This window comes from Candidatus Thiodiazotropha sp. AKIB8, from assembly GCF_058244675.1.
Window position 1 is genome coordinate 19,133 of record NZ_JBSYOO010000039.1, and the last position, 20,165, is coordinate 39,297.

Annotated in this window: 16 protein-coding genes; 12 read left to right on the top strand and 4 right to left on the bottom strand. The window is 46.9% G+C overall.

Translation table 11 applies throughout. The annotated features are described in order from the left end of the window. Nucleotides 1–10: 10 nt before the first annotated feature. From tagH to AC4IFB_RS12035, 10 genes are all read left to right on the top strand, one after another. Complete coding sequence (gene tagH / locus AC4IFB_RS11990) at nt 11–1,549, top strand: type VI secretion system-associated FHA domain protein TagH (protein ID WP_490780291.1); 1,539 nt, start codon at nt 11–13, stop codon at nt 1,547–1,549. Between the two features lie 12 nt (nt 1,550–1,561). Further along, complete coding sequence (gene tssJ, locus AC4IFB_RS11995) at nt 1,562–2,023, top strand: type VI secretion system lipoprotein TssJ (protein WP_490780292.1); 462 nt, start codon at nt 1,562–1,564, stop codon at nt 2,021–2,023. A 9-nt stretch (nt 2,024–2,032) separates the two neighbouring features. After that, the gene (gene tssK / locus AC4IFB_RS12000; RefSeq protein WP_490780293.1) at nt 2,033–3,367 is read left to right on the top strand and encodes a type VI secretion system baseplate subunit TssK; all 1,335 of its coding nucleotides are present in this window, start codon (nt 2,033–2,035) and stop codon (nt 3,365–3,367) included. Continuing rightward, nucleotides 3,367–4,689 (top strand): type IVB secretion system protein IcmH/DotU, encoded by a 1,323-nt coding sequence (gene icmH / locus AC4IFB_RS12005; protein ID WP_490780294.1) that lies wholly within the window; start codon nt 3,367–3,369, stop codon nt 4,687–4,689. Before tssK ends, icmH begins: the two co-directional genes overlap by 1 nt. 27 nt (nt 4,690–4,716) lie before the next feature. Further along, on the top strand, nt 4,717–8,286 hold the full coding sequence (gene tssM, locus AC4IFB_RS12010; RefSeq protein WP_490780295.1) for a type VI secretion system membrane subunit TssM: 3,570 nt from the start codon (nt 4,717–4,719) through the stop codon (nt 8,284–8,286). Continuing rightward, nucleotides 8,268–9,062 carry a type VI secretion system-associated protein TagF gene (tagF, locus tag AC4IFB_RS12015; protein WP_490776462.1) on the top strand — a complete coding sequence of 265 codons (795 nt, stop codon included), beginning with the start codon at nt 8,268–8,270 and terminating at the stop codon, nt 9,060–9,062. Before tssM ends, tagF begins: the two co-directional genes overlap by 19 nt. After that, nucleotides 9,059–9,814, top strand: a complete 756-nt coding sequence (locus AC4IFB_RS12020; protein ID WP_490776461.1) for a PP2C family protein-serine/threonine phosphatase — start codon at nt 9,059–9,061, stop codon at nt 9,812–9,814. Before tagF ends, AC4IFB_RS12020 begins: the two co-directional genes overlap by 4 nt. Nucleotides 9,815–9,877: 63 nt before the next feature. Beyond that, nucleotides 9,878–11,179 carry a LysM peptidoglycan-binding domain-containing protein gene (locus AC4IFB_RS12025; RefSeq protein ID WP_490776460.1) on the top strand — a complete coding sequence of 434 codons (1,302 nt, stop codon included), beginning with the start codon at nt 9,878–9,880 and terminating at the stop codon, nt 11,177–11,179. A gap of 286 nt (nt 11,180–11,465) precedes the next feature. Then, on the top strand, nt 11,466–11,777 hold the full coding sequence (locus AC4IFB_RS12030) for a hypothetical protein (protein ID WP_490776459.1): 312 nt from the start codon (nt 11,466–11,468) through the stop codon (nt 11,775–11,777). Nucleotides 11,778–12,177: 400 nt separating this feature from the next. Continuing rightward, entirely contained in the window at nt 12,178–12,915 is a 738-nt protein-coding gene (locus tag AC4IFB_RS12035) for a sulfite exporter TauE/SafE family protein (protein WP_490776458.1), read from the top strand. Nucleotides 12,916–12,941: 26 nt separating this feature from the next. Here the strand turns inward: AC4IFB_RS12035 and AC4IFB_RS12040 are convergent, their stop codons facing one another. The 4 genes from AC4IFB_RS12040 to AC4IFB_RS12055 form a co-directional block, all read right to left on the bottom strand. Beyond that, a complete protein-coding gene (locus AC4IFB_RS12040) occupies nt 12,942–13,709 on the bottom strand; it encodes a fumarylacetoacetate hydrolase family protein (protein WP_490780296.1) in 768 nt (255 codons plus the stop codon). Between the two features lie 638 nt (nt 13,710–14,347). Next, entirely contained in the window at nt 14,348–15,271 is a 924-nt protein-coding gene (locus AC4IFB_RS12045; RefSeq protein WP_490780297.1) for a hypothetical protein, read from the bottom strand. Beyond that, nucleotides 15,268–16,209, bottom strand: a complete 942-nt coding sequence (locus AC4IFB_RS12050) for a polysaccharide deacetylase family protein (protein WP_490780298.1) — start codon at nt 16,207–16,209, stop codon at nt 15,268–15,270. The genes AC4IFB_RS12045 and AC4IFB_RS12050 overlap by 4 nt, the downstream gene beginning before the upstream one ends. A 146-nt stretch (nt 16,210–16,355) precedes the next feature. Beyond that, nucleotides 16,356–18,137 carry a protein kinase domain-containing protein gene (locus tag AC4IFB_RS12055; RefSeq protein ID WP_490780299.1) on the bottom strand — a complete coding sequence of 594 codons (1,782 nt, stop codon included), beginning with the start codon at nt 18,135–18,137 and terminating at the stop codon, nt 16,356–16,358. A 357-nt stretch (nt 18,138–18,494) separates the two neighbouring features. Between AC4IFB_RS12055 and AC4IFB_RS12060 the strand changes: the two genes are divergently transcribed. Together AC4IFB_RS12060 and tpx are read left to right on the top strand one after the other, a co-directional pair. Continuing rightward, the gene (locus AC4IFB_RS12060; protein WP_490776454.1) at nt 18,495–19,280 is read left to right on the top strand and encodes a hypothetical protein; all 786 of its coding nucleotides are present in this window, start codon (nt 18,495–18,497) and stop codon (nt 19,278–19,280) included. Nucleotides 19,281–19,593: 313 nt separating this feature from the next. After that, on the top strand, nt 19,594–20,094 hold the full coding sequence (tpx, locus tag AC4IFB_RS12065) for a thiol peroxidase (RefSeq protein ID WP_490776453.1): 501 nt from the start codon (nt 19,594–19,596) through the stop codon (nt 20,092–20,094). Nucleotides 20,095–20,165: the final 71 nt, after the last annotated feature.

The following is a 20,165-nucleotide window of genomic DNA, read 5'->3' on the forward strand; positions in this document are numbered from 1 at the left end:
GGCAATATTGATGTATTCCGACAGCCAAAGCGCAACAATGACATTGACCGTCACCAGTAGTGGCGGGGCTCCGCCGTCTCAGCCTTTATCTGCCTCCTTTGATGAGCAAGGGGGCAGTATTGGGCGCCGACAGGAGAATAGATGGGTGCTTCCCGATCCTGAACGCTTCATATCGGGACAACACGCAATGATCGACTTCAGTAATGGGGTTTTTCACATCACAGATACCAGCTCCAATGGCGTCTTCCTGAACCATTCGAAAACGGCCCTGGGTAAGGATAATCGCGTCGCCCTCGAGGATGGAGATATCATCGGAATCGGTGATTATGAAATCAGTGTGTTAGTGATACCTGCAGAAGTCGATGCTGTAGCAGAAATAGAAACTTCTCAGGATTTCGATAATCTTGATGATCCTTTTGCGCAGATGGCGGAACAGCATGCGGGTGAGGCCCTTGACAAGGCGCTGCCAGCCTCATCAATCACAGCTGAAATCTCCGAGCCTGAAGCGGAACCGATGTTCAGCCTTGATGATCCAGAACCATCCGCATTGGTGATAGATCAAGACGATGAATCGATACAGCCGTCCCCTCTGTCACAATCGGATCATACCTCTGACCTGAACGCTTTTTTCAACCAACCAACACCGATACCGGAAGATTGGGATCTGGACGAACAATCGTCAGAAGGAAATTCTGCAGAACCTGCTATCTCTTCACCTGAGATACTGCCCCCATTGGAGGAAAATACACCACCCTCGTCGCCTTTCCCTGAAACCCAACCGATAGAGCAGGAGAAACCGATTCCTCCGCCCCTCACCCAGGAATCGATTCCCAGACCAGGGCTAAAGCCCAAGGAGATGCCGGAACAGAGCATCCCCCAGCCTGTAAAAGCAGATCCACCCCCGGCAGCAGTGCCCGATTCAGGTGATGAAGCTGATCTGCGTGCCGCACTCGCTGAAGGAATGGGGATACCCGTAGATCATCTGCACGGATTGGCGATGACCGATCTGATGCATAATCTTGGCAGTGTCATGCGCGCCAGTGTCGAAGGCAGTATGTCGATTCTTCGTGCCAGGGCTCAGATGAAGGGTGAGTTTCGTATGAATCAGACGATGATTCAGCCGGTTGAGAATAACCCGCTAAAGTTCTCTATAAATACTGAAGAGGCGCTGCGACACCTGGTAAACCCCAGCCCGAAAAGTGGCTATCTCCCACCATTGCATGCCATTGTAGAGGCAAATGAAGATGTTGAAGCCCATATGTTGGCGGTGATGGTTGGTATGCAGGCAGCACTTCAGGTTGTTTTGCAGCGCTTTAAACCGGAAATTCTTGAAAAACGCCTGGGCCAATCGGCTCTGCTTGAGAAACTGCCACTCTATCGACAAGCTAAGACCTGGGATCTCTTTACTGAACTCTACAGCGAAATAGCCAATGAGGCGGAGGATGATTTTCATCAACTCTTCGGCCGCACATTTTCAAAAGCCTACGAAGAGCAGATCCGTCGTCTGGAATCGTTAAAACACGCTGACCCCAATTTAAAAACTTTTTGAAGGTATAAGCAGATGAAAGCAACCATAAAAAAACTCTTGCTTAGTTCAGGACTCATCTATCTGTTTTTAGTAGCGGGTTGTTCGAGTGTTTCAAGTATAAATGCAACAATGAATGCAGATATGCGTGTTAACCCCGATATCAATGACAGACCCTCACCCATCGTTGCAAGAGTCTATGAATTGAAATCTCTTAGCGTTTTCAATAATGCCGACTTCTTCAATCTTTTCGAGCAGGATGTTGCCCTGCTTGGAGATGAACTGCTGATTCGTGATGAGTTCCACTTTCAGCCTGGAGAAACTAAATTGCTTGAACGAGAGTTGCAACCTGACACCCGATACCTGGGTGTTATTGGCGCTTATCGTGATATAGAAAATGCCACATGGCGTCGAGCAATAGAAATCGATGTAAACGACGAAACCGCCTTTGTGATAGAGTTCGGAAAAAGCGGTATCAACATCCTTAAAAACAAATAAGAGAAGCCCATGTCTTGGATGTCTAGGATTGTTTGGTCAGAGGGAATGTTCCTCAGGCCGCACCACTTTCAACAGCAGGAGCGGTTTTTAGAGCACCGCATCGAGGCTCGGTGCGCTGACCTGACCCCCTTCAGTTGGGGCTTCACGCAGTTAAAAATTGATCGCCAGGCCCTGGCACTGGGTCGATTGGCGATTGAGTCCTGTAGCGGCGTTCTACCCGATGGAACAACCTTCGACATACCCACACATGACAATCCACCTCCACCATTAGACATTCCAGCAGAACACAAAGGTGCGATTGTCTATCTCGCCCTGCCCCTCTCCCGTTCAGGAACCTCTCAAGTGCGCTTTTCTGACCAGGAAGAGGGCCTGGAGCGATATCTGGTCGATGAAATCGATATTAAGGATGGCATAGCGGGCTCTTCCAACAACTCCACGCTGCAGATTGCCAAACCAACACTAAGACTATTGATCGGTGACTCGGAACTGGAAGAGTTTGCCCATATAGCAATTGCAAAAGTGATAGAACGTCGCTCAGACGACATGCTGGTGTTAGACGAGGATTTCATTCCCCCTTGTCTCGACTGCCAGGTCTCCCCTCGACTCGCTGGATATGTTAAAGAGATCGAGGGCCTCTTACATCACCGTGCTGATGCAATTGCATCCCGCTTGGTAGATGGTGGAAAAGGTATTGCCGAGGTCGCAGATTTTCTGATGTTGCAGGTGGTCAATCGCTATGAACCACTCTATACCCATTTCTGTAACCGGGTTCCACTACACCCTGTCACCTTCTATGAAGCGGCCTTAGAGCTGGCCGGCGAACTCGCCACCTTCACCAGCAGCAATAAGCGTCCGCCAACCTTTTCTCTCTATCAGCACCAGGCTCTACAGGAGACCTTTCTCCCTTTGATCAGGGAACTGAGACGTTCGTTGAGTATGGTGCTTGAACAGAAAGCGGTTTCGATTCCGCTTGAAGAGCGCAAGTATGGTATCCGGGTTGCTTCGGTATCAGATCGCTCCCTCTTGAGCGACGCCATCTTTGTGTTAGCAGTTAACGCCAACATGACAGCAGATGTCCTGCAGCGGCGCTTTCCGACTCAAACCAAGATCGGCCCTGTCGAGAAGATACGCGACCTGGTCAATCTACAACTGCCCGGTGTGGGGTTACGTATACTTTCCGTAGCCCCAAGACAGATCCCCTACAACGCAGGCTTCAGCTATTTCGAGCTGGACAAAAACAATGACTATTGGAACCTGCTTGAAACCTCTGGAGGATGTGCCATACATATAGGAGGCGATTTTCCGGGCCTTGAACTTGAACTTTGGGCAATAAAAGGTAGTTGATGATGGATCACGATGACCCATTTGGCATGAAGCCCAACGAAACAGGTGACCGCACCGTTATCCGCCCCCGTCCTGGTGGCAAAGGTCCGGCAGTTACACCTCAACCTCCACCAACCAGTCAGAGTATCCCTCAAAGGCCTCAGGCGCCTGCGCCCAGCCTGCCGATGCGACAGGGTGCCAACAAGCTTGAGATTGCAGCCTCGTCACTGCTCTCAATGATGGGACGACTACGCGATACACCCTCCCATTCCGATCCGGTGACCCTCAAGAATTCGATCATCGAAAAAATCCGCGGCTTTGAACGAAAAGCACAAGATCTTGGGGTTGAGCAAGAGACTGTTTTCTGGGCTCGCTATGTTCTTTGTACCGTCACCGATGAACTGGTGCTGACCACCCCCTGGGGCAATCAGAGCATCTGGCGAGACCAGAGTCTGCTGGTGACTATGCACAAAGAGGCCTGGGGTGGCGAGAAATTCTTTCAGCTGTTGCAAAAGCTGCTGCAGAATCCGGCCAAGAATCTGGAGCTGCTGGAGTTGATGTACATCTGTCTCACATTTGGTTTCGAAGGGCGCTTTAGACCCCTACCCGATGGTTATGCGCAACTACAGACGCTACGGGACAATCTCTTCCGTACCCTTCGCAATCATCGTGATGAGTATGAACGGGAACTCTCGGGAAATTGGCAAGGCGTTCCCCTGAAACAGAATGCACTGGTTCAATATGTTCCATTATGGGTGGTGCTGGCTATTTCAGGTGTTGTTCTGTTGTTGATGTATTCTGGATTCAGCCTCAGTCTTAACGTCAAGTCAGACCCGGTTCATGCTGAGCTGCATAACATCGCCCGCAATGTGCAAACTGTGGTCGAACGCGCTCCACCACCACCTCCGGAACCTGAGCTTACCCTTAGAGTTCTGTTAGCCAATGAGATTGCCCAAGGAAAGGTGAGTGTTGCTGAAGACTACACCCAAGGCATCGTCAGAATCGCCGGCGACGGCCTGTTCGCTTCAGGCAGTGTTGATGTCAGTGATCAATTCCTGCCGCTGCTGAACCGTATCGCCACAGCTATGGATCGGCTTGATGGCGAAATCCTGGTGGTGGGCCATACAGACAACATACCCATACGCAGCCTTCGCTACCCATCCAACTGGCACCTGTCAAGAACACGTGCAGAATCGGTAGCGAAAATCCTGGCACTGGATCTTGCCCTACCCGGAAGGATTCAGAGTGAAGGGCGTGGCTCAGCAGAGCCCCTGGCATCCAATGACACAAAAGAGGGACGAGCACGCAATCGGCGTGTGGAGATCACTCTGATAAAACCATAGGCATTCGCGTACACCATGCAGGCACTATTGAGAATCATAAAAAACCGCTGGTTTGTCGCCATACTGGGATTGATCGCTATTTCGGTCATCATCTGGCTTATCGGACCACTATTCGCCTTTGCCGGCACCGAACCACTGGCTTCGGTTACAGCAAGACTGATTGCCATTGGGCTCATCATTCTGCTTTGGGGTGCAAATCAGTTACGTCGCTTTCTGGCTGCGCGAAAGAAAAATCAACAGATGCTCGAAAGCGTGGTTGGACAGAAAGGTCAAACTTCAGCCACTTCCCAGGAGTCGGCTGAAGAGGTTCAGATCCTCGGACAGCGACTAGATGATGCGATTCGTATCCTCAAAGAGTCAAAGCTTGGTGGAAAGCAGAACAGCCAATATCTCTACCAACTCCCCTGGTATATGTTCATTGGACCACCAGGAAGCGGTAAAACCACAGCCTTACTGAATTCCGGACTGCACTTCCCCCTTGCAGACAAACTTGGGAACGATGCGGTACAAGGCATTGGCGGCACCCGCAATTGCGACTGGTGGTTCACCGATGATGCGGTGCTACTGGATACTGCAGGTCGTTACACCACTCAGGACAGCTATGAAGAGGTCGATCGTGCTGCCTGGATGGGATTTCTCGATTTGCTGAAGAAACATCGGAAACGCAGACCCATCAATGGTGCACTGGTAGCGATCAGTGTCGAGGATATCCTGCAACTTACCGACATCGAACGAATCAACCATGCCAAAGCGATTCGCATGCGGGTCAAAGAGCTGATCGATCATTTCGGTATCCGTTTCCCGATATACGTTCTCTTTACCAAGTGCGACTTGCTGGCAGGCTTCAATGAGTTCTTTGAAAACCTGGGAAGAGAGGAACGTAATCAGGTCTGGGGCATGACCTTCCCTTTGACTGACAAGAATAGTCAGGATGCAGGCATCACCCAGTTCAAAGATGAATTCAAAGCCTTGGAACAACGTATCGATGCCCGCCTGATGGACCGCCTTGAACAGGAGCGGGATATCAAACGAAGAGTCTTGATCTACTCATTTCCGCAACAGTTTAGTGCCCTTCGTGAAGCAGCAGAAACCTTCCTCTATGAGGCCTTCAGTGAAAACCGCTTCCAGGAGACCCCCATGGTTCGGGGTGTCTACTTTACCAGCGGTACTCAGGAAGGCACACCCATCGACCGTCTGCTTGGATCGATGGCCCAGGAGTTCGGTCTCAATCGCCAGATCGCACCTGCCTTTTCCGGTTCAGGACGCAGTTTTTTCATCAACAGACTGTTTAAGGATCTGATATTTGCAGAATCCCATCTGGCCGGTATCAACACCCGGGTTGAAAAACAGCGTGCCTGGCTGCAGCGGATCGCTTACGTAGGAGCCATATCACTGGCAGTGCTTGCGGGTATTGCCTGGTTTACAAGCTATAGCCGTAATCAGAGTTATGTGGATCAGGTTGCAATCCAGGCTAATGCTGCAGATGAGAAGGTAAATGCAGTTGCCGCAGATGACCTGACATTGACCAACGTGGTGCCCGCCCTCGATCTAGTACGAAACATCCCCGGTGGATATCAGGATCAGGAGAAAGAGATTCCCTGGTTGATGGGTTTGGGACTCTATCAGGGGGACAAGCTTGGCAGTGAAGCAATCAGTGCCTATCACAACAGTCTGAAAAACCTCTTCCTGCCCCGTATCATCCTCAGTCTTGAAGAACAGCTCAGTCAGCAGGGAAACAATCCAGACTATCTGTATGAAGCACTCAAAGTCTATCTGATGTTCGATGACAGTGAACGCTATGATGCAGAAACCGTAAAGGCCTGGATGCTTTTACAGTGGCAGTTGACGCTGCCGGGTTCTGAAAATGCACAGGCGAGACAGGCCCTTGATTCACACCTGAATGCGTTGTTGACTCAAATGCCAATGACACCGACCTTGCCTCTGGATGAGGCATTGATCAGCCAGGTACGCAGTAATCTACTAAGAGTGCCACTAGCTGACCGGGTATACAACCGCATGAAGCGCACCACCCAGGGAGGATCTGTCTCAGCGCTGCGTCTGACACAAGAGATCGGAACAGATGCCGAGCTGGTCTTCAGTCGTCGCTCAGGAGAGCCACTGGATAAAGAGATCCCCGGCCTTTTTACCTACCAGGGTTACCATAAACTGTTTCTCAAGGATCACCTCTCCATCGCCAATAAACTGCTCGAGGAGAAATGGATACTTGGCCCTGATCTGGAAAAGATCATTGGTAAAACTGACTTGGCCAAGCTGAGCAGCCGAGTCAAAGATCTCTACTACGCCGAGTATATCCGTCTGTGGGAACAGCAGCTTGCCGATATCCGGGTGAAACCATTCAACAATATGCGACAGGCGGTAGAAGTACTGAATGTACTTTCAGGTCCCACCTCCCCCCTACGTCGTTATCTTAAGCTGATACAGGAACAGACTACCCTTTCCCGTCTGCCCGGTGGCGCACAAAAGGCGGCAGAGCTGATCGAGAAAAACAGTTCGGGGATTACAAGACGACTGGCGTCGATCCTGCAAGTTGCTCCAGACGAGGGCCAGGATCAACCACAGAAGCAGCTGTTGACCTCCCCGGTAGATCAACATTTTGCCAGCCTCAACCGAATGATTGAGGCACAAGAGGGTGAGCAGGCTCCTCTGGATAGAACCATGGAGATGCTCAACGAGCTGTATGCGCATATGAACACTATTGCATCAGCGGGCAATCAATCCAGCCAGGCGTTCAATGCGGCACGTGACCCTAGTGCTGGAGGTGGGGTCATCAGTCGACTCAAGTTAGAAGCACAGCGCCAACCTGGCCCTCTGGCTGAGATAATCAACACCTTGGCAGACGGTAGCTCCAATCTCACCGTATCGGGAGTCAGAAGCCACTTGAACTCAGTCTGGAACACACAACTGCTACCCTTCTGTCAGCGTAGCCTGTCAGGACGTTACCCATTGGATCGAGGGAGTGCCAGAGAGGTCACTATCAGTGATTTCGGACGCTTCTTTGGTGCCGGTGGGATGATGGAGAACTTCTTCAACACCTACCTCATAGACTTTGTTGACACCTCTCGAAAAGTTTGGCGATGGAATGCAGCAGGTAGTAAGACACTGGGTATTCCCACCAGCACCTTGCGTCAGTTCCAAAGGGCGGCTGTGATTCGTGACGCTTTTTTCAGTAGTAGCAGCCAGGAACCAAAAATCAACTTCGAGATCAAGCCACTGAGTATGGATACAACCATTACCCAGATCACCCTGCTACTCAACCAGCAAAGAGTCAGGTACAACCATGGCCCCACCCGCTGGAACCGACTGACCTGGCCGGATGATTCCGGTATCAGTGATGCCAAGATCCTGCTTGCCCCCCCTGCAGGCAATAAACCGTCCGGACTTACTGAAGATGGTCCCTGGGGTTGGTTCCGTATCATTGATCAGGCTGAAATTATTCCTACAAACTCCCCCGAAACAATTAATGTGACCTTTGATGTAGGTGGTCGCAAGTCCCGTTTTGCACTTCGCGCCAGCGGTGCACTCAATCCATTCCAGCTTAGAGAATTGGCAGATTTCCGGTGTCCGAACAGACTATAAATACAATGCAAAATGAGGACTTTCCTGGCCTCTACGGTAAAATTCCAGCTTTGGGTGACTTCGTAACTCGCAGACTCCCTCGAAGTTTCATCGCGCCTTGGGAAACCTGGATGCAGGAAGCGATTGCCAACAGCCGGGAACAACTTGGTGACTTCTGGCTCGACAACTACTTAACCAGCCCCATATGGCGATTCTCCCTCTCACCAGGGATATGTGGTGAACAGGGATGGGCAGGCATCTTAATGCCCAGCGTGGATCGTGTCGGTCGATACTACCCATTCACCCTGGCTACAAAACTTGATCCTAAATTTAATCTGTTTCTCTTTATGGAGGAGTCGGAGAGCTGGTTTGCACGCCTGGAAGAACTTGCCCTCTCCTGTCTTGAAGATGGATTTCAAATGGATTCACTGGAGCAACAGTTGCTCGCCCTGGGTAACCCAAGTGCAGAACGGGAAGAACTGATTCAGCACGATGCCCCGATCACCCCCTTGAATAATGCTTGGCATGCACACCTGCAAGAGCAATCCTCTCTGCGCGGTCTCTATCCACTGTTTCTGCCCCATCTGATGAAAAAGCTGCTATTCGCTTATAGTCTCTGGTGGACTCAAGGTTCAGAGCGGATCTCACCCTCTCTGTTGATCTGTCAAGGACTTCCCCAAATCAAGGGCGCCAGTGCATTGATTGATGGCGCATGGTCTCAACATGGTTGGGAAGAGATCGAAACCGGTGCCTACAGCATGGGATTCTCAGCCTCGGAAGTTCACGAGCCTCAATGAGCCAGAACCGATTCTACTGGGTCTCTGCCCATATAACCGACAAGGGTAAAGTCCGTGCTATCAACGAGGACGCCTGTCTGGATAGAGCTGACCTCGGAATCTGGGTCGTTGCAGATGGTATGGGTGGTCATGCAGCGGGAGATTTAGCCTCAAGCATGATAGTCAATGAACTGAAATCCATGGCGCCTGGGGACTCTTTGGGACAATTGGCTGGTGATGTAGAGCAGCGCCTACACTACGTCAATCAACAGCTACTACTTGAGTCTCAACACAGGGGTGGTGAAATAATCGGTTCCACCGTGGTAACCCTACTGGCGTATGATGGTTACTGCATCTACCAGTGGGCGGGTGACAGCCGTATATATCTCTATCGAAGGGGAAATCTGAAACAGCTCAGTCGGGATCACAGCCAGGTTGAGGAGTTGATCGAGCAAGGCCTCGTTAGTTCCGATGAAGCGGAGCAATCATCAATTGCCAACTATATCACCAGAGCTGTTGGCGCTTGCGATCTCTTGGAGTTAGACGCTGAAATGGTTGAACCCTGTGATGGAGACCTGTTTCTGCTCTGCAGTGATGGCTTGAACAAAGAGGTCAGTGATTCAGAGATTACTGATATCCTGGGGCGCCATAATTTTCAGGATTCAATTCAGGAACTGATCAATCTGGCCATGGAGAGAGGGGCTCGTGACAATGTTACTATTGTTTTGGTGCAGGCAAAATCAGCACAGATTGCCTTAGCTGATGATGCATGATCTGCTATATTGGGCGTGGTGACTGCTTCAGTATGAAATTTTTAGCCAAAAGGAGTCTATGAAGTGAGTGATGTAAATAGGTTTCTGGATTTCTTGAAAATCCTCATCATCTTAACATTTGCACTTGCTTTAGGCGCCTGTGAACTGATGGGGCCAAAAAAACAGGATGAACCTGTAGTTATGGAACCAGAGGAAGAGGTAGAGGCAATACCCCTCCCAACCGATTCTTTGTCACCCAATAAACGCGTTCGCAAAGCCTTGACGCTGTTACAGAATGGCGACTATGAGAATGCTCGCAATCAGCTTAATTGGGCATTAATGGATCATCCCGATCATGCCAGGGCCAGTGATCTACTTGAGCAGATGGATGCCGATCCCATAGAGTACCTGGGACTTAAAAACTTCTTCTATGATGTTCAACCGGGAGATTCTCTCTCTTTCATTGCCAAGAATTTTCTTAATGACCCCTATAAATTTGTCATATTGGCCCGCTACAATAAACTCGAAAATCCAAGCAGACTGGCACCGGGACAACGTATCCGGGTACCTGGCGAATTAAGAAAAATTGTCAAACCGAAGGCAAAGGTTAAACCAAAAGCCAAAACTGAACCCAAGCTTGAAGTAGTCATTCAACCTGCAGAAACCGAATCAGAAATAACCGAAATAGCAGCCGACCCGTTGCCGGAAGTCATCCAGGAACCGGTGACATTACCAGCAGAAACAGATATTGAAACAGAGCCAGACTCTACTCCAGAGCTATCTGCCAGCACTAGCGATGATATTCTCAATTCTGCTCGGAAACTACATTCCGCCAATGACCTGCCCTCTGCCATCTATCTGCTTGAGAATGAAGGTAATAGACAACCTGAGTCTAAGGAGATTCGAGTATTATTGGGTAGTTACTATAGCGAATATTCCACTCAACTGATTGGACAAAATGATCTGGAAGGTGCCAGAAGCACTCTGGAAAAACTTATAATCCTTGATGCATCAGATGAAAGCGCAATCAATCAACTTATTCTGGTTGAAGATAAAATTGAAGCCCAGAAGCTCCTGCAGAAAGCAAACAATGCTGAGAGTGACGGTCAATATGAAGAAGCCTACAAAACCTATGGCCAAGTCTTAACCTACGACCCTGACAATCTGACTGCCAGAGAGTCGCAGCTAAAAGTCAGAAACAAAATCACTGACAACTATCACCGGCAGGCGATGCAACTCTTCCGAAAACAAGAGCTGGATGAAGCCATTGCTTTCTGGAACAAGATATTGGAACTGGACCCAAATCACTCCCTCGCTCCCGGTTATAAAGCCAGGGCCCTGGAAATGAAACAGCAGTTACAGCGAATCGATACAGGCGCTAAATAAGCCCAGAGAAAAGCAGGCTGCCAGCAGATCTATTCAAGATCAATAGTGGACTTTTCCATCGAATGAACATGGGGTCAACACTTCCCCTGCCAGTTAACCACAATCTACTGGAAGCAGTTGTAATCCAACCTTTGCAAGCAGTGGGTTGTCCTGCTTTATTAACAAAATCGCTGATTATTAAAACATCAGTTATTGTTTTTCTTCAATCCACAATAATTAAACCTTAAAAAATCAGTTGGACAGCGTGAAATGGTCAACTGATTCTATTAGGTTCAACAAAGAGTGAATGCAATTTCCCCTGAGAGCAGGTGTTTTTAGGCTGCGGCTGAATGGTGGTTTTATAGGTGGCCAAGTATACCGAAACGCAGGTTTTGTTTCTGCTGAAGGCAGTGTGGGCTCAGACGATAGCCAGGTTGAGAAACGAGTGAAACAGAATATGGGTGACATAGTGATTGTCACGTACTGGAAATCGTTTGAGCAGCATGAATCCTCTCATGCAGACAAGTTATTCAAAGAGAAATTCTCTGCGCTTGCTGATTTCTGCGATGAAACATATGAAGTTGGCTACGAGATGCTCTGGCAAGGCGTACCGGAGTAGTAACACTGCTTTAACTATTAACCCGCCCACAATGTTTAAAATGTTCTATTGAACTATGGTTTTTTTTTGCATTTTAGATGACATTTATCAAAGAAATCCTTGTCACTTTACATTAGTTAACTCACAATTATTTAACTTATAATTTAATAACTTAGATAAGTTTAGCATCTATTGATGAGATTGATTGACTTATTAAATTGATCATGAATAATAATGCGCTATATGGCGTTCAGTAGTCACAATTTTTATGGAACTGAACAACAACTGGAATTGATTGCGGAAGAATTTACTTGGAATGGAATCAGGCTGAAAGCTGAATATCGCTGGTCGGGATGTAGTATTGAGGGAAGCATACCTACGCAACAATATGGTTCATATTGATATTTAGCAAGATGCCCTTATGGTGCTAGAAGCACTCTCGACTCAAGATCTGATTATTGTTGCAATCATTATCTGTTCTGCCTATCTGGTGAGAGGCATAGCCGGCTTTGGTTCAGGCTTGATTGCGATTCCCCTACTCGCATTGATGATGCCTCTGTCATTTGCAGTACCGCTGATCGTTCTTCTGGACTACGTCGCTTCTGCGAGCCATGGTGTTAAACATCACGAATCGATCCAGTGGCGAGACCTGATACCACTACTCCCCTTTTCTGTCATTGGCGTGCTGATGGCTCTCTATCTGTTCAACTATGTTGATGCTCAAATACTGCAATATGGTCTTGGCGTTTTTCTCCTCTTGTTTGCCATCTACTCACTGTTTTCAATATCGCCTAATACCAAGTTGTCTATAATGTGGGCAATACCTGGTGGAACATTGGGGGGCTTTATAGGCACTCTCTTCGGTACAGGTGGCCCCTTCTATGTCCTCTATCTGAAAATTAGAGGACTGGACAAAACCCAGTTTCGAGCAACTTTCGCCACAATTTTTCTGATTGACGGTATGAGTCGTATTATTGGTTACCTTGTATCCGGCTTTTTTGATCTCGCGCTTCTCAAAGTGGCCGCAATTACCATCCCTCTCATGGCTATTGGCATGTATGTTGGTGGACACGTGCACAGCAACCTGTCTCAACAGACATTCCAACGTGGCATAAGCATTCTACTTATAGTCAGTGGTATTTCGCTGTTGATAAAATAAACTTTCTTGGAGATACTCAAGAAACACTAGTTAAATGGATTGACTAGCGCACCTATTCCATCAATATGTATTTCCACTGTACAACCCTGGGGCATAGGGCCAGCACCTAATGATGTACCACAGGCAATCACATCCCCTGGATTGAGTGTCATGTCTTTTGAAAGCCTACTCACAATCTGACGTGGGGAGTAAAACATATCACTAACTGGATAATTCTGATGTTCAACACCATCCACCAGAGTTTTTACATACAGAGCATCCACATCCAAGCCAGTGGCAATAGCTGGTCCCACCGCACCAAAGGTGTCAAAACTCTTGGCCCTGGTCCACTGGACAAATGAAGGGTCTTCCTTCATCAATCCCCGTGCGGTGACATCATTTACGCAGGTATATCCAAAGATGTACTTATCTGCATCATGCTCATTGATATCACAACAGCGCTCTCCGATAACAATGCCAAGCTCACCTTCGAATGCCACGGGGCCATCATAGGAAGCAGGTTGACGGATGGTTTGTCCCGTCGCTAAGAAAGAGCCATTTGCTTTCATGAAGTAAAGTGGATGCGCTGGTTGTGACCACCCTTCCTTTTCTGCCCTGGAACGAAAATTGTTCCACAATCCAATCATTTTGGTAGGTTCACTCGGAATGAGAAGATTAATTTCCGAAGTTGGTAAAAATTCACCTGTAGCCTTTGAATTACGAAACATCTCCCCTTGATAAACCGCAACATGGTCGTTCCTTAACACACCAAACCCTTCCTTACCCAAATACTCAAAACGAACCCACTGTTCCACAATCCCTCTCCATTATCGTTAAGTTTCAAATCGCGTCTACTATCCAATTACTTTAATAAATATCTATAACAAACTGATTTGATTGAGATAACCTCTATCTATAACTCTTAATATCCCTCAATCGAGAAAATCTAAAATTTTTATATTCGCGCCGACATAAAGAAGGTCAATGGCAATCAATTCAAAAAGTGATCATCAAATTCATGGCAATAGAGTCTCACACAGAATTTTATTCACATCTTTCAGACTTTAAAAGCCTATTCACTTAAGAACCTTTCTGGTGTGTCGATAAATCGGGTCAGAAGGATATGTCACTGTTTACGTTGTCACAGGTAAGCAAGCTGTATCATAACTGAAATATACCTGATCATTGGCTATCAATATGCTTGAAAATATCTACAAAATGACTTTAACAAGTTTTGCTATAGGCTCCCTGTTTTTACCCTTAATTTTGTTTGTTATCCATTTGGAGTCACACTATACAGGAGCCACCCAATTGAATAGTTTAGCCTTGTATGAACTATTCATAATTCTGGCTCTATTCATCTTCCCCTTTAGTGCAATGAAACTCCTTCAGGTCTCCTGGAATAAAACCAAAGACAGCCATCCCTTCTAACCCGACGCGTCAATCATGAAGATCATAATCTCTTCTCTAGATTTTTAATGCGTATTTGGCTTTTTTTATCATCTGGGTCAAATTTTAGAGCAGTTTTCCATAGCTCGACAGCTTTTACAGGTTCTTCACGAACAGTTCTTACGCCTTTCAGGTAGAGATTTTTTCCAAGCTCTTTGCGCAAACCATGCAGCCTCTTTATTGCAGAAGGATCACGAATAAAGACCTTTTCTGCCTTAGTAAGATGATGGAGGGATTTTTCATACTTTGCTAATTTAAAAGCGGCACGGGCTTGTACGACTCTGATCTTCATCAACATATTTTTCAGTTCAGTATCTCTGGGATACTTCAGAATATGCTTTTCCAGCTCTTCAATATAAGTTGTAACATCGGAGGCTCTATGCTCTGCCTGCAAGATAGCCTGACGTGAATAGACATAACCTTCATCATGATAGTTATTTTTACTTTCTCTATTCGATCTCTTTTTTTGATAGCCTTGAGAAATCGCCACCTTTTTCTGCATTTTAAGCTTCAGATTCTCTCTGTTTATTCTACGCAATCCCTTTAATGCTGCGTCATGTTGTGGATCAAGTGCTAGAATTTCGAAAAATAGCTTTTCCGCACTCTTCAGGTCTCCCTTGTTGTGCGCTTTTTTGGCAGTTGATAATAATCTCTTGCTCTTATCCTCTATTTGCGCTTTGAGGCTCTCTATCTTTTTCTCGATTTTTCTACTTTTACCTGACAATGTTCTGGCAATTCGATATTCGTATAGCGCTTTCTGTAGATCCCCTTTCTGCTCGTGTCTGGCTGCCGATATAAGCCAGGTTGAGGGCTTTGAAAATGCCCCGTCATGCCGTTCGGAAACTGAACCTTTTTTTGCACATCCCAAACTGAGAACCAGCAGTAACAATATTGGAGCATAGCTTAGCCTAGCCATCACGCCAGTCACCGTGGCTGAAAGGTAATTAACTTGGATACGAAATCATCCATGCCACGATCCCCAAAAATCATAGTTCTGTTTAGAAGATAGGGGTAGGTAAAAGCAGCATTCGCTGCTGGTCGGACTGTCAAGCCAAGCAGAAGACCATGAGCTTTCAATTCATCTATAACCCGACTATTTGCATCGCCAAAAGGATAGGCAAAAAAGCGGGGGGTAGCTGATAACTCTGTGGAAAGCTTGCGTGAGGGCACTCTAACCTCCTCACGTACTCTCTTAGCATATTCTGCTTTCCCCTCACCAGCCTTCTTAACAGCAAGGTTGGAATGGGTCTTCGAATGGGGTTGTATACTGATTAACCCACTCTTTTTCATGGCCAGAAGTTGTTTTGTTTTCAATCCACCGTTATTCATGTAGTCACTGTAAATGAATACAGTAGCTGGAAATTCAAACTCTTTCAGGATTGGATAGGCGACTTCGAATATAGAACGATGACCATCATCAATAGTCAGCACAACCGAGCGCTTGGGCAAAACCTGATCGCCACGAAGAAAATTGTATAATTCGTGCAGGTGAATTACCCGGTAGCCATTTTCACTAAGATAGCTAAGTTGTTGTTGAAATTGTTGGGGGGAGACTTCCAATCTCCCACCTTTGTCACCAAAGCGGTGATAACACAATATCGGGACAGTCTGATATCCATCAAACTCAATACCTGTTGGATTATGACTCTTTAAAGGAATAATGATCTCATTTCCAGCCGATATAGCGCCTGGCGAATTGGCATCTTCTATCATCCATGCGAGATCTTTATCTCCCAGATATCGGCGAGCGAGACTTTGTGCATCCTCCTTACCAACGCGAAGCACCACAAACTCACTATCTTTGGCGATAACTTTGCTGGTTGTTGGGCTAGTGGAACAGGCCGTACCTAACAAAATATAGATCACAAGCAATGTGCCTGTGGTGTATTTCCTCAAAGATACAGATCTCAAAATCATATCGTTAGAGCACCAGACTGACGCCTTGATTTAGACGCTTAGAGTCATTCAGATGTAACCTGTTGAAACTTTCACTAAGGCAGACCATTGATTACCTAATTTCGTTTCATGATGCGTGTTGCATCATTGTCTATATCAGCTGAAGGTGAGGGGCTAGCTTTTGTATTGGTGGTATCGGTAGTAGCCTGCTGATTTCGAACAGGAGCAATGTTGGTCCTATCATCATCGACCACTATCTCTTCTGTTTCTGTTTCGATGTCTGATTCTTGAGTCTGAGTTACTTCCTCTGACAACTGTTCTGTTTGTTCAAGTTTCTGCAACTCATCAGCCATTCTATTGTAATCTGTATAGAGCAAGCCTAACTCATCATTTCTTTCCTGCCGGATACGATAGCCATAGTTACCCCGCCTTACATGACTCATTGCTTTTCGGAGAACTTTCATCGGTATCGTGATCCCTGTTGCCAGCAGATAAGCGACTATGACCACAGTCATTACCACGGCCAATAGCAAACCCAGCATTGTATAAAATGTAAGATCAGCAGCAGCTATCAATGGTGTTTGGGACAATCCAAGTTGCACGCCGCCTATGGTCTTGTTCTGAAATAGCAAGGGTGCCTGAAAATCGAATACATCATCTCCATTCCATACATCTTCCGAGATCATCATTCCACCCTCTTTCCGTAGAAAGTTATCTCGCTCAGATATATCGAGACTTTTACCCACCTCATCAAGGGAGGTACTCGCCCTTAGTATCCTTTTGTGATCGAAAATCCTCAGATAACTGATCTGTTGCCGACCGTTAATCTCCTGTACAAAGGTCTCTACTGCTACCCAGTCCTGGATTAATACTGCTTCAGCACTTTCTATCGCTATAAATTCTGCAAGTGTACTACCCGAATCGAGGGTCAACTCGGTCATCGTATCCACTTGTTTCTGATAAACAAGAAAAGAGCCTAATATCATGGCCAGTGACACTACAAGTGCCATCGCAGCAGTCCACTTGATCCTTAGCGGTAGAATTTTAGACTCATTGAGATGCTCTTGCTTTTCATCGATTTCATGAACCACACGTCGTAGCGCACCTGCCAGATCCTTGCCGGTCTGATAACGACTTTCAGGGTTTTTACTCAGTAATTTCTCAATAATCGCTTTTAAACTCTGCGGGATGTCAGTTTTTCTTATATCGATCGGAGCAGGATCTTCCTGCACGATCTTCATCAGCAATGAAGTCAGAGTTTCAGAAACAAAGGGTTTTACCCCGGTAATCAGCTGATAGAGTATGACACCCAGCGAAAACAGATCGGATCTTCCATCGACCTGTTGACCTTCTACTTGTTCAGGGGACATATACTGAGGTGTTCCCAAAACGGAGCCAATTCTGGTGCGATGCTCTTTGTTGGGTGCATCCATCCGTGCAATACCGAAATCGGTGATGCGTATGGTATTGCTGTAACCTGGTGAAATAATATTACCCGGCTTGACATCCCGGTGGACGATTCCCTTAGCGTGGGAATAGTCCAATGCTTCGGCAAGTTGTATCCCATAAACTACTGCATCCCTCGTAGATATGGGGGTATCGCAATCCATCATATCCTCTAGGGTACGACCTTCAAGAAACTCCATGGCAATATAGGGGCCCTGCTCTGCCTCTCCAACATCGAAAATAGTGACAATGTTAGGGTGGGTCAGCTTTCCTGCTGCCTTTGCTTCCTGGAGAAAACGGTATCGGTACTCAGGATCGACAGCACATTCACCTCGCAATAGCTTAATAGCCAATGTGCGGTTGATTTCAGGGTCAAATGCTTTATAGACAATAGACATTGCGCCTTCGCCTACCTCTTCAATCAATTGAAATCTTCCAATTGACTCTGGCATAGGATACATATTATCCAAATTACCTCTCCTGCAACTTCGCCTTACAACACTGGCAGATTTGCCTGTGTATCACCCCTGGAACAGTAAAAAAGCAGAGATCGGTCCAGCCCCCTGGAACACCGATTATTTTGCTCTTCTGCATAGAAACCGAGGGCCAATGACAAGTTTTAGCTGGAATTCACTATACAATATCGCCTCTTTCCCTGAAAGAGTGTAGCAAATCGACAAAAACTTATTGACGTAACCCTTTTATTTGATTAGCTTTCCTATAAGTAGATAGTTGATTCCAAAGCCACAATGAATGGACTTTCAGCCTGAACAATCCTGGAAATCGGGCCAATAATAAGCGGGCATCTCATGACAGAATCTTTCGACATCCCAAGACTCATAGAATTACGCAAGCTCACCCGCTCGGTTTCTGAACGGATAGAAACACGGCTTAAGTCCTATCTGTCCACTTTAGCACCACTTTTTTCGCCACAACCCATACTCGGAGAATATATTCGTGGTGTCTCAAAGTCATCTGTGAAGGGGGCGGAAAAGAATTTCCAAGAACTGAAAAACAACTATCTGGCAATTGCAAGACAAGCCCCATTCTCACTCGATTCAGAAATCTCCTCACCTCTGGATATATTTGCAGCCACCCCTGCATTAACCCCCGTCACCTACCCCTACAAAGCGGAAAAAGAGGGTAAGTCTGCAGAACTTACCGTCACTTCACCGTTGAAATGGATACTCTCCTATCCTGAGATGACACCCTCAAAGATACTCAATCTGCTACAAGGGAACCGGAATCAAGTTAGAGATGAGCTTTCACATATGCTGTTGCAATGCCTTACGTTAAACCTTGTCCTGGCTAAGCAGAGCGGACTGAAAGGCATTTTGAACGACTTGCGCTTTCAACTGGAGTCAACGCAGATGGAAGGCTTAGGTGAGCTTCCCGTGCTTATGGTCTCTTGCCCGGTCTCGACTGAACTTCCTGCAGATGATGTCATCATTCAGAATACTGAAATTTCTGGTATTCCCTCATTCGAGGAGATAATCAAGATTGAGGACATCAGGACAATGTCAGATCCCTTGCGCCAAACCATGCTCTCGATAACCCAGGAAGTTACTCCTGAGATCTATCAGGAAATCACATAGCTGCACTCTCGGTGAATTTGATGAGACATTTTCCTGTTTGTCTCAGCCATTTAAGTGTGACGATCTGTTCAATATTGTTCGTGCCAGCTTGATTCAATCAGTGTTAACAGCCCCTAGTGGGCCCCTCTGTAAATCCGGTAACCCTCAGCCGCACCACAAGCGCCATTGGCAAGGCATGCGAGCATAGGGCTAGATCTTATGCGCCGAGGCATCTTAAATAATTACTATAAATAAAATATGGTTTATCTTCTTCAGTGTTCTTCTTAAAATCTGCGCTATTCTTTGAATTCAACTCTAATAACAGGATAGAAATATGGCTACTATCACCCTTGAAGGCAATCAGATTAATACTAATGGCGATCTTCCCACAGTAGGATCCGAAGCGCCTGAATTCTCATTGACTGCTGGAGATCTTTCAGATGTTTCGCTTGATAACTATGCCGGCAAAAAGAAATTGCTGAACATTGTTCCAAGCCTTGATACTGGTGTTTGCGCCACTTCTACAATCACTTTCAATAAAGCTATGGCCGGTAAATCCAACTCCGTAGCCTTGGTGATCTCTGCCGACTTGCCGTTTGCTCAAGGTCGATTCTGCAGTGCTGAAGGTGTGGATAATGTCGTCTCGCTCTCTATGATGAAAAATCGAAACTTCGCTAAAGATTATGGCGTATTGATCACCGACGGCCCGTTGGCAGGCATTTGTGCCCGTGCTGTGGTCATCCTGGATGAGAACAACAAGGTAATCTACTCTCAGTTGGTACCTGAAATTGTGCAGGAACCTGACTACGACGCAGCCCTTGCACATCTTGATTGAAGGTTGAGGTGGCTGATCTGATCAAGTAGGTCATCAGATCTATAGCTGAAAAAAGGGCGCTTGATGCGCCC

Bases quoted from the DNA above. Each gene is read 5' to 3' on its own strand.
- tagH (WP_490780291.1), top strand. From the start codon at position 11: ATGTATTCCGACAGCCAAAGCGCAACAATGACATTGACCGTCACCAGT.
- tssJ (WP_490780292.1), top strand. From the start codon at position 1,562: ATGAAAGCAACCATAAAAAAACTCTTGCTTAGTTCAGGACTCATCTAT.
- tssK (WP_490780293.1), top strand. From the start codon at position 2,033: ATGTCTTGGATGTCTAGGATTGTTTGGTCAGAGGGAATGTTCCTCAGG.
- icmH (WP_490780294.1), top strand. From the start codon at position 3,367: ATGATGGATCACGATGACCCATTTGGCATGAAGCCCAACGAAACAGGT.
- AC4IFB_RS12020 (WP_490776461.1), top strand. From the start codon at position 9,059: ATGAGCCAGAACCGATTCTACTGGGTCTCTGCCCATATAACCGACAAG.
- AC4IFB_RS12030 (WP_490776459.1), top strand. From the start codon at position 11,466: ATGCAATTTCCCCTGAGAGCAGGTGTTTTTAGGCTGCGGCTGAATGGT.
- AC4IFB_RS12035 (WP_490776458.1), top strand. From the start codon at position 12,178: ATGGTGCTAGAAGCACTCTCGACTCAAGATCTGATTATTGTTGCAATC.
- AC4IFB_RS12055 (WP_490780299.1), bottom strand. From the start codon at position 18,137: ATGCCAGAGTCAATTGGAAGATTTCAATTGATTGAAGAGGTAGGCGAA.
- AC4IFB_RS12060 (WP_490776454.1), top strand. From the start codon at position 18,495: ATGACAGAATCTTTCGACATCCCAAGACTCATAGAATTACGCAAGCTC.
- tpx (WP_490776453.1), top strand. From the start codon at position 19,594: ATGGCTACTATCACCCTTGAAGGCAATCAGATTAATACTAATGGCGAT.